Annotated in this window: 13 protein-coding genes and 1 pseudogene; 5 read left to right on the top strand and 9 right to left on the bottom strand. The window is 66.0% G+C overall.

Features of this window, described 5'->3' with window-relative positions; genetic code table 11:
* Positions 1-744: 744 nt before the first annotated feature.
* Complete coding sequence (locus tag AB0M20_RS12890; protein ID WP_364297540.1) at positions 745-1,770, top strand: DUF6461 domain-containing protein; 1,026 nt, start codon at positions 745-747, stop codon at positions 1,768-1,770.
* A gap of 441 nt (positions 1,771-2,211) precedes the next feature.
* On the top strand, positions 2,212-2,610 hold the full coding sequence (locus AB0M20_RS12885) for a hypothetical protein (protein WP_364297538.1): 399 nt from the start codon (positions 2,212-2,214) through the stop codon (positions 2,608-2,610).
* Positions 2,611-2,626: 16 nt separating this feature from the next.
* Here AB0M20_RS12885 and AB0M20_RS12880 read toward each other — a convergent pair whose 3' ends face one another.
* From AB0M20_RS12880 to AB0M20_RS12855, 6 genes are all read right to left on the bottom strand, one after another.
* Positions 2,627-3,379, bottom strand: a complete 753-nt coding sequence (locus tag AB0M20_RS12880) for a hypothetical protein (RefSeq protein ID WP_364297536.1) — start codon at positions 3,377-3,379, stop codon at positions 2,627-2,629.
* 1 nt (position 3,380) lies between these two features.
* Positions 3,381-3,731: a hypothetical protein gene (locus AB0M20_RS12875; protein ID WP_364297534.1), complete on the bottom strand. Its 351-nt coding sequence runs from the start codon at positions 3,729-3,731 to the stop codon at positions 3,381-3,383.
* Positions 3,715-4,362, bottom strand: a complete 648-nt coding sequence (locus tag AB0M20_RS12870; RefSeq protein WP_364297532.1) for a hypothetical protein — start codon at positions 4,360-4,362, stop codon at positions 3,715-3,717. Before AB0M20_RS12870 ends, AB0M20_RS12875 begins: the two co-directional genes overlap by 17 nt.
* A gap of 65 nt (positions 4,363-4,427) precedes the next feature.
* Positions 4,428-4,682, bottom strand: coding sequence for a hypothetical protein (locus AB0M20_RS12865; RefSeq protein ID WP_364297530.1), 255 nt, complete (start codon positions 4,680-4,682; stop codon positions 4,428-4,430).
* Positions 4,683-4,864: 182 nt separating this feature from the next.
* Positions 4,865-5,056, bottom strand: a complete 192-nt coding sequence (locus tag AB0M20_RS12860; RefSeq protein ID WP_364297528.1) for an AlpA family phage regulatory protein — start codon at positions 5,054-5,056, stop codon at positions 4,865-4,867.
* 111 nt (positions 5,057-5,167) lie between these two features.
* The gene (locus tag AB0M20_RS12855; protein ID WP_364297526.1) at positions 5,168-5,572 is read right to left on the bottom strand and encodes a hypothetical protein; all 405 of its coding nucleotides are present in this window, start codon (positions 5,570-5,572) and stop codon (positions 5,168-5,170) included.
* Between the two features lie 266 nt (positions 5,573-5,838).
* Here AB0M20_RS12855 and AB0M20_RS12850 point away from each other — a divergent pair, with 266 nt between their 5' ends.
* Positions 5,839-6,015 (top strand): YegP family protein, encoded by a 177-nt coding sequence (locus AB0M20_RS12850; RefSeq protein ID WP_364297524.1) that lies wholly within the window; start codon positions 5,839-5,841, stop codon positions 6,013-6,015.
* 134 nt (positions 6,016-6,149) lie between these two features.
* Here the strand turns inward: AB0M20_RS12850 and AB0M20_RS12845 are convergent, their stop codons facing one another.
* On the bottom strand, positions 6,150-6,368 hold the full coding sequence (locus AB0M20_RS12845) for a hypothetical protein (protein WP_364297522.1): 219 nt from the start codon (positions 6,366-6,368) through the stop codon (positions 6,150-6,152).
* 459 nt (positions 6,369-6,827) lie between these two features.
* Here AB0M20_RS12845 and AB0M20_RS12840 point away from each other — a divergent pair, with 459 nt between their 5' ends.
* The gene (locus tag AB0M20_RS12840; RefSeq protein ID WP_364297520.1) at positions 6,828-7,238 is read left to right on the top strand and encodes a hypothetical protein; all 411 of its coding nucleotides are present in this window, start codon (positions 6,828-6,830) and stop codon (positions 7,236-7,238) included.
* A gap of 297 nt (positions 7,239-7,535) precedes the next feature.
* A pseudogene (locus AB0M20_RS12835) lies at positions 7,536-8,190 on the top strand (HNH endonuclease family protein).
* Between the two features lie 66 nt (positions 8,191-8,256).
* Here the strand turns inward: AB0M20_RS12835 and AB0M20_RS12830 are convergent.
* Both AB0M20_RS12830 and AB0M20_RS12825 read right to left on the bottom strand, forming a co-directional pair.
* Positions 8,257-8,484, bottom strand: a complete 228-nt coding sequence (locus AB0M20_RS12830; protein ID WP_364297518.1) for a hypothetical protein — start codon at positions 8,482-8,484, stop codon at positions 8,257-8,259.
* A gap of 292 nt (positions 8,485-8,776) precedes the next feature.
* A complete protein-coding gene (locus tag AB0M20_RS12825) occupies positions 8,777-9,205 on the bottom strand; it encodes a hypothetical protein (protein WP_364297516.1) in 429 nt (142 codons plus the stop codon).
* Positions 9,206-9,680 lie beyond the last annotated feature (475 nt).

The following is a 9,680-nucleotide window of genomic DNA, read 5'->3' as shown; positions in this document are numbered from 1 at the left end:
GATCTGCGAAATCAAGTGGTATTAGAGCTGACGTCAAGGGAGCCGGATTGCCTCGTGAAAAGCTTCCAGCGCCTCCCCGAAAGCGTCCGCGGTCTCCTCCATCGTGTAGAAGGTCTGGGGGCCGTTCTTAGCGTTGCGTGCATCTCGGAGCGCGAACGCCGCCGCCACCTCCTTACTCGGTTTCGTCGGTGGAGACCCTTGCAGCGAAACAGCTGCGGCGTACAGGTCATGCCACGCATACTCGACCACTTGGTCCTTGGCGCCGGCGCGAAGGGCTTGCCTATAGATCTCAAGTCGTTGCTCGAATTCGCGATGCCCCACACCTTTGCATAGCACGCAGGCGCGGCTTGCCGTGCGGAGACCGGCACTTACGTCGAGCCCTGCCCGTGGAAAGCGCTCGGTTAGCTCCCAGCGTCGAATGCGCACTGCCAGCACCGGCGCCTGCAGCGGGGCCGCTACGCGTCGAACGGCGAGTCAGCTGCCGCGGCAGCATCAGCATCGCCCGGCAGAAGATCCAGGTTGGCATCGGCCACGCCGGCCGGACCGTCACCGTTGACAGGCCGACACCACGGTCCGGGTCTACGACGCGGACCAGCTGGTCATTGAGGTCATCCGCACCACCATTAAGCAGATCGCCCGGTTCAAGTCCCGGCCTCAAGCGCCACGGTGCCCTCGGCCCGGCCAGCACAGACGTCTGACAACCGTTCCTCAGCCCGTCGGCTTCCAGCCCGCAACAATTCAGGGATGTACGAGGCGCAGCTAGAGCGATACCGCAACCTGCTGAACAGCGAATACAGGTGGATCACTCAGGCGATGTCCTGGTCAGTTGTGACTAGGAGTGACGGCAGCAAGCCGACCGCAGAAGACGTGGCTCGGCAACTCGGTGGCGAATTGGCTGAACGGGACCCGGCCTATGAGCCGGACGAGGGTGAGTGCCTGTGGTCCCTGATTCCGACCCATGACGCCGTCGGATTGCTTGAAGTGAACGGATTCCAGGCAAGCCGTCCTGAAGTACTGAGGCGGCTCAGCCAAGGACCTGTACGTGTGCACAGCGTGTACTGGAACATCGAGAATGACAACGCCTTCAGTTACGCAACCGCCGGCGACATCGTCACCGTCTTCGACGGCGAGATTCCTGATGAACGTCACGGCAGCAGCCCAGACGCTCTGGAGGATCAGCGCGCACCGTTGTGGGCGGCGGCGGAGCCACACGAGTGGCCGGAAGCCATGCTGGCGCTCGTCGAGCTCCGAACCGGCGTCCCCCTCGACCTGTCGTGGTTTGACCGGCCGCACCTGTCAGTGCTCGCTCCAGAACTTCCCGACCAACAGCCGCCGTCTCGCCCAGCCGACGACGTCTGGGAACGCCTGCGTCACAGTTCAGGACCGAGACGTGACGCTTCGCTCGCCGAGCTTGCGCAGACGCTGGTCGACGCGTTCGGTCTCGGTGCAGAGTCGACCATCATCGACCGAATCGCCGCTCAGCACGCGGCGGCCCCTATCAACGACTCCACGCAGCGGAAAATCTTCGCACTGCGTGATCGGCTCCACTACGAGGGTATCGGGCGGTTCACATCCGCGAACCCCGACTGGCGACGTTCGCAGGCAGGCTGGGCAATCGCCCTCGCGCTCTGCCCCTTCCTCGCACCGAGCAGAGAGCCGCCACACACCCCGACCACCACCTACATGGTTGATGATGCTCTTAAGCTCGCCAAAAACGCCCTCGGCGACGCTTGGCCCTGCGCCCTCAGACAGATCGGTCGACACCTCTAGCAGCGGCACAGCACTGAACGCCGAACCGACATCCAACGTCGAACGCGACGAGGAATAGCCGGCCGGATAACCCCGGCACTCAGACAGGCCCGTTCCCGGATGTGTCACCCAGGTCGTGAGACGGAGCATCACGGACGTCCTGAGACTCGGCATCGAGACAGACGTTGATCGACCCTTGGACTAGGGTCGGCTGTTGTGGCACCCCGGTGGCAGGCGCGTGGCCTTCTATTCGTTGGCGCGGTCCTACTTGCTACGGGTTGTGACAACACTTCTGTCCCAATGCCCACGCCGCAGCGGTCCACGTCGGCTTCGGCAGCGCCGGCCAAATACAGCCAAGTGCCGGAGGGCTGCCTGGCATTCGCCGGTCCGGTGGCAGATCGCTACGGTGCTTCCGGCCGGGGCCGGCCTGGCGGGCTCGCATCGGAAGGTCCGGTTCCGGGGGTGACCTCGGTGGACTGCGTGTGGGCTCCGGCCGACGCTCGCCCGTCGGTGAGCGTCAGCGTGTCGATCTTCCCGAACGGGTTTGCCCCAACTGGCGACGGCGCAGGTAACGCCCGGCATTTCTATGACGAGTTGAGCGCCGACGCTGATGAGGATGCGGCGGATCCGACGCACCACGTGGCGGTTGGCGAAAAGTCTTCTTCCGGGTTCACGGCCGCTTCCGGGTCGGCGGGATCGGTGACTCGGACTGTTGTAGCGGACAATGCGGTGGTGACGGTGATCGTGCGGGATCGCGACACGCCCAGCGAAGATCTGGACCGGCTCGCCGCCGATCTGCTGCGGCGGATAGCCCCGGACGCAGCCACCCTGGCCGATCAGGTCGTGGCCGCGCTGCGGTGATCGGCGCGTCGGCTGGTCAGTTGTAGACGGCGCGGGGCCACTTCCCGTCCTCGAACGCGCTGTGGTCGTTGCGCCGGGCCAGCAGGTCGCGGGCGTCGCCGAGGGTGGCGACGAACCGGTTGCCGATCTCGACAAGCTGGACGACCGCCGCCTTAAGTGCTTTCTTGACCGCGTTCGCCAGGTCGGCGAGGGCGAACTGGATGTTGATGACCAGGGCGGCGTTCACGGTGACACTGACTAGTTCCATGCCGATGTCCACGAGTAGTTTGACGATTTCAGTGGCGTAGGCGACGTTGGTTTTGGCGACGTCGAACAGCCATTTGCTGATCCCCACCGCGTTCTCCGTGGTCTTGTCGGCGGCGGCCTTCTGCGCTGCCTGCTTCTGCTTGTACGCCGCCGCGGCGGCGCCGGACCAGGCGTGGATGTTGTCGTCCTGCGGGGTGTTGATGTCGTAGGCGATGTCTGAGACCGGTGCTTGGGCCGCGTTGAGGTAGTCGATGCTCGTCACGAACAGCGACAGCACCGGAACGCCGCTCTGGAGCACCTTCTCGCCGTACCCGACGGCCTCGGTGACGGCGTTGCGTACGTCGTCCATGTAGTTGTGGATGAACAGCAGCGGGACGGGGCCGAACGCCCAGGAAAGGTTGCCGAGGCCGTCGACGAGGCGGTTGAAGTTGTTCACGCACATGTCGATGCCGTGGCGTAACGCGTCGAACGCCTGCTCCAGAGCTAGCTTGCTCGACTCGATCTCGGCCGATTCCGGCGGCATGTCAGTTCCCCTCCGGACGGGTGCCGTAGATCTTCTTGAGGTCGATGCTGGCGCGGGTATCGGAGTCGGCGTAGGCGTGGGCAGACTTGTCCAAGGCGTCGCCGATGCGGGAGAACTCGTCGGTGGCCCCGGCGAGCAGTTGCACGTACCAGTGATGGAAGGCCTGGTAGGCGTCCGCGTGACCTTGCACCGCGGCCAGGTCGCCGAAGAAGAACGCGGACGGCCACAACTCCAGCCGGCTGATGTCGGTATGTACGGCGGCCATGTCGTTGGACAGGTTCCGCCACTTGCGGGCTTCGGCGTGCACTGCGTCGACAACGACACCGACTGACTCGTCACCGGCACCGGGCATGGACGATTCTCCCTTTGCTCAACTTGGCAGGTTCCGGGCGAGGGGTGAAGGACCGTCTGAGGTCGGCGGCCACGGCGTCGGGGTCCCGTTCAGCGATGCGGGCGTGGTCGATGATGACCTCACGCAAGGCTGCACCGGTGAGGCGCAGTCGGACGTGTCCGGCTGGACCAGGGATCGTGCGGTCCGCCGGCACCGTTTGCGGCGGCTGTGGGCGAGACAGTTCTTCGATGCGGCGGGTGGCCTCGTTGAGGTTGGTCCAGATCCAGTCGAGCCACCGTTCGTCGTCGATGTCCGGCATCGCTGAATCGGCGCTGACGTCGTCTGCAGGCGAGTTGTCGGCACGCGCACGGGCCCAGGCGCGCTTGTCGTGGGCTTGGCGATAGGCGGCTAACACTGCCTTGCCCAGCCGGTCGCTGATGAGGCGTTCGGTCCATCGTCGGCTGATGGACACATCGGCGATCGCGCCATCCGACGCCACGGTGATCTTGACGCTGTCGGAGGGGTCAGCGCCTTCCTGCGGCGCACCGGGTCGCATGTCGACCTCGAGGCCGGCCAACGCTTCTTCGGCCCGTCCGCGCAGATCGGCGGGGTCACCCAGACTGTCAAGTCGCGCTAAGCCGATGGTGCTCACCTCATCGTCTCCTACACGGTGTGGGCCAGGACAGCATAGGCGAGCGTCGCTGTCCGAGATGTCACTCAGCCGCGGCGCAATATCGCGCACACGGCGTTGCCGTCTGTGAACTCGATCGTGTTCACCAACGCGAATCCGGCAGGGGTCAGCATGTCCGCGGCCGCCAGGACCTGCGCCAGGCGCTGGAACCAGAAGCCTCTGTCTGCAGCCACTGCCAAGTGCCGGTGCGGGTAAGCGCTGAGGTCGAAGTGTCCTGACAAGACCAGACCAGCGCTGACCTGGAACGTCTCGGCAATCGTCTGAGCATCTTCAGGGGGCATGCCGCCACCATAGACAGCGCACCCATGTAAAGCGCCGAGAAAACACTCACGGACCGATCGATGCGCAGCCGCCAAGGATCAACCGGATCCCATCCGTAGCGGATCGAGACAGGTGCTGGGCATCGCTACCACATGTCGGCCAAGACGTCATTGGCGCTCGCCTAGCCCGTCCACGGCACCCGTCACCTCGACCGGCGGACAATGATCCATTCCTCGACGTCGGCGGCGAGCCACACCCTGCCGGCGTGCAGAACGGCGACCGGCGCCGGGAAGTCCGCGCGTCGGGTGAGCTGGAAGACGCGCTGCCGGCTGATCCCACCCAGCCGCCCTCGGATCTCATGGGCTCCCATCAATCGCAGCCGTTGCCCATCCATCGCAAAAGCATAGGCATGCGACTACTGGCGGAGCAACTAGGCAGGCGGCCGGTGGGAAGCCCTGCTGGTCGGCTTGCGGGGTGCTTCGGGCAGTTGCCGTCCTGTCGAAGGTCATTCGGTAGGTGCGGCGCCGCAGACCTTCCAGCCATTCTCGGAGACCAGCGTGAACCTGAAGGGGCGGGTAACGCGCTCCTGCGGTTGGCCGTTAGTCATCAGCGTCACGGCCACGTCTGCGGTCGCGTTGACCCGGCGGCCGGTGGCGACGCTTTGGTAGGACGTGACATCGGCGGCAAGGGCAGGCAGGGCGAACCGCTGCCGGCGTTGACTGAGGTCGAGCTGCCAGTCCTGCATGCTGGTCAGGTTCGGTTCGCGGCATGTCACCGTAGCCGCGGCGGCACTGTCATTGGTGGACAGCGTGGCCTGCACATAGGCCCTGAGTACCGTCTCGGGTCCGTCCTGTGCGCCGCCCGGACCCTCACCCAGCGCCGCACCACCGGCGACCAGCACACTGGCCACGCCCAGACCCAGGCCCAGACCCAGGCCCAGGCCCAGGTTCAGCGGCGTCAGTAGCCGGCCACGGCCGGGAGGCAGTCGCGCCCACCTGCGCCTAGCCGACGCCGTGGACCAGCCAGCTGTGGCGATGCGGTCTCCGTTGGCGTCTGTTGCGACCATCACGTCAATCTATCGAGCAGTCCCTCCACGGTCCATGAAGGACCCGACAACAGCTGCAGGACGTCGCCGCGCAGGCGTGCGAGGGCATCCCTTCACATGCCTTCTGCGCGTTGCCTGGCACACCTCAGGAGTTCCGCTTCGATCTGGTGGCCAGCAATGGTCAGGTCGTGGCTACTGGGTCGTGGCTACTAGCGAGTGTTAGGCCGAGGGCGTCAGGGCTGAACACTATCGCCACGATCCAGCAGGACGCCGGCAGCGCGTCGATCGACGACCACACCGGCGCTTGACCTTCCAAACGCTGGTAGAGCTGGCACTGCGCTCCGCCCGCTGCGTCCGGTCCTCGAGCGCACGGCATTGGTGAGCGAACCGCCTACGCGTCCGGCCGCTGCCGATACCCGCGGCCGGATCTTGTTGAGGGCAGCTACCACCGCACATGCGGCCGGGTGTTGCCCGACGCCCACTGCTCTGCGGCACGGGCGGCGACCCGTGCGACGTCCTGGATGCTCAGCCGGATCGTAGGGTGGTCGGGGCCGCCGGTGGCTAGGCCGCGCCGCTGGTCGGGCGCGACGATGCCGGCGCGTTCGTGGTGGAGCAGCGCCGCTTCGATCCCGGCTTGAATCGCCTCGTGCAAGCTGGTCATGGCCGAACACCGTAGCGCCGCACGACGTGTCCGGCATGGCCCGGCAGGCACCTTCCAGACAGCTGCACCGGAGCCGGTAGGGCACACAAAGGCACCGGCCGGTCAGGTCGCCGACGGGCCGGTCCTTCCGCCGGTCCAAACCTCGGCGGCGCGGCGGCCTCTCGGGCTACCTCTCGGACGGTCAAGCGGATCACCTCATCGCCGGGGCCTCCACTGGCCAAGCGGCGCTGCTGGTCGAAGGTGCAGATGCCGGCCAGTTAGTGATATTGCAACGCCGCATTCAGGGCGGCCTCGATCGCGTCCTGCAGGCTCGTCATACCGACGCCGTAAGGACATACCCAGCGCGTGTGGACAGCCTGTGAATGACCACTGCAGATCAGTGGCATCCCAATCTTGATCCACGAAGGAGCATCGCCCGGATGGGACAGGTTTGATGGCAGCGCATCGTAGGGTGGCGTGATGGTGGAGGTGCACATCATTGGTGATGACCCGCTGACGGACGGCATGGCGATCTCCGTGCGGATCCGCCGCGACTTCACTGTCACGGACGCGGCTGGGTTCCTGGCAGCCGCCCGGCGGATGTATGTCGAGCTGAACCCGGGCTCCGACCTCGCCGATGCCGAGGAGATGGTCACCTGCGCCGCCGACGCCATGTTCACGCTCCTGGAGCACGTCGGCATGACCGGTGACCGGGTCACCGACCAGCTGGCCGGCCAGGAGTCCGACGGTCTCCGCCCTGAAGGGTGGCTGGCCCAGGTGGTCCTCGACGAGCCGGATCCGCTGCCGCCCGGACGGCGCTGCCTGGTCACCGAGGACGACGACGTGTTCGCCCTCCCTGCCACCCGCTCGCGGCTGCGCCCGCGGGCCTGAGCGCCGACACTCGCGGCAGCCTCCACGACGCCGGCGGCCCCGCCATGCGGCGCGCACTGCTGTACCTGCGGCCGGCCGCCGACGCACCGAACCGGCAGACCGACCATGACCGGCAGGCTCACCCTCCCCGGCACGACCACAGCTGTGCGCTGGCGACCCGCCTTGTCACGGCTTGCTGATATGGCCGCTACGGGATGTTCACCCGGACCCCATCGCCCATCACACTTACTGACATCAATATCTGAGGAGACCAGTCACGTTCGAGCCGCAGCCGTGATCAGGTAGGGGGAGCCGACCATGATCCGAACACCTCGCCCGGCCGTCCGAACCATCATCGCCACCGCCCTCACCGTCGCCGCGATCGTTTCCGTTCTCGCCCCGGCTGCACCGGCCGCGGCGACACCGCCGGGCATTCCGTCGAAGGCGACAGCGCAAACGCAGCTCAACGGCCTGACCGTGGCCGCGCCGGGGTCGATGAGCGGCTACTCCCGCGATAAGTTCCCGCACTGGATCACCATCTCCGGCGCCTGCAATACCCGCGAGACCGTCCTCAAACGCGACGGCACGTCGGTGGTCACCGACAGTTCCTGTGCCGCGGTATCCGGCCGCTGGTACTCCCCGTACGACGGCGCCACCTGGACCGCCGCCTCAGATGTCGACATCGACCACGTTGTCCCGCTGGCCGAAGCCTGGCGCTCCGGCGCCAACGCGTGGACCACCAGCCGCCGGCAGTCCTTCGCCAACGACCTGGCCAAACCGCAGTTGATCGCGGTCACCGACAACGTCAACCAGTCCAAGGGCGATCAGGACCCTGCCTCCTGGCAACCACCCCTAACCTCCTAGCTGCACCTACGCGAAGATGTGGATCACGTCCAAGTCGTACTGGGACTTGAACCTGCAGAGCTCCGAGAAGACCGCCCTGCAGACCATGCTCAACACGTGCACCAGCTGAGCAGACGACAACGGAGCGTTTCTCCTACGCCCACCGCCGGCAGGAGGGCCGCCCACGGTCCGCCGGCTATGGTGCGGCGGTGCGGTCGTGTGCGGCTGCTTCACGGTCCATTTCGTTGCGGACCTTGGCGATCTCCGCAGCGGCGGCGCGGGCGTGTTCAGCGCGCTGTTCCTCGGTGAGTGAGTCGTACCAGCTGGTGAATCGGGCCGACTGCGCCGCGATCGCATCGCCGTAGGCAGAGGAACCGACCGCGTCGGCCAGACTGACCTCCCCATTGAGCACAGCGGAGGCCACCTCCCGCAGCCTTTCACCAATTCATGCACCTCCGTCGCTGCGCGACCTAACGACCTGGTCCGCGCCCACGCGGCCCCGTGACCTTCGACTGGCAACGACTACGACATCCTGGGCGAGATGGTCGTCGGCCGGGTTGATCGGCCGGGTTGAAGAGCCACGGACGGCCTACCGCTACCTGTTCATCAGTAGTCACCTGAACCAAGAGCCGCTGATGTCTACCAGACGAGGGAAGGTTGGCCGGACGCCGAGCCCGCGCATCGTGCGTGCAGGCTCAGCGTCGGCGCAGCGTCGATCAGGAGTCGACGCCGGTGCTCTGTGCGGCCGCCTCAACTGGTGAATTTTGGTCCAGGCGCAGATGGTGGCGGGCATCGCTGAAACCAGTACGTGCCTGCGCCAACAGCTCCTCGGCCCTTGCCATGGCCGTCCCCGCCTTCCTCGAGAGGTCGCCCGCATACGGGGTGACATGCGTGGTGATCTTCACGAGCGCGGCGGCGACATCCTCAATCGCCTCGACAGCGACTATCGCCCGGTAGTGGCCACTCGCGGCAACGGCCGTGTGCGCGTGTCCGGCCGCCGCGACGAAGGCCGCCAGGGCGGCAGGCACAACGTTCGGGTCTTCCATGTCGATGCCCTCTGGGCCGGCTAGATCCGCCTCGGGCATTGCCGCCGATACGGCAGCATCGGGCTCCGGGGGCGGGTTTTGCAACTGAACGGTGTTCACGGCGCATCCTTAGATCCACGGACGACCGCGATTCGTGCGGTCGGCGCCGGTACGGCCGGCGCGGATCCATGAACGCTCGATGTGCCGCACACATCAAGTCGAACTTCCACCGGCTACACACCATCCGGCAATCCGGCCGAAATTCGCTGCACTCACCGACATCCCCCGTGTGGCGCTGCGCTTCGACTCGTGCTTGAGGCACAACGGGGACAACACTCAACGGCACAGATTCGCAATGGCCGGAAGCCAGACCGGCAACCGCTCAAATGTAGTGCAGCGATGCACCCTTGTGGCACCCCTCTATGTCAAGTGTTGATCGTGGGGGCTGTTCTAGGCTGTGGTGTGGCGGGTCCGGGAAGTGACTTGTCCGAAGTGTCGATCATGGGGATCAGGTCGGCCGCGATGGATTTCAGAGTCGCCCCCACGTGTCCTCCCGGGCCCGTCGCAAGCCGTTTGGCGTCGGCGACCATCTGCC

This window comes from Actinoplanes sp. NPDC051633, assembly GCF_040681735.1.
Classification (GTDB): domain Bacteria; phylum Actinomycetota; class Actinomycetes; order Mycobacteriales; family Micromonosporaceae; genus Actinoplanes.
Note: the sequence above shows the minus strand (reverse complement) of the source record. Positions and strands in the feature narration are given on the sequence as shown.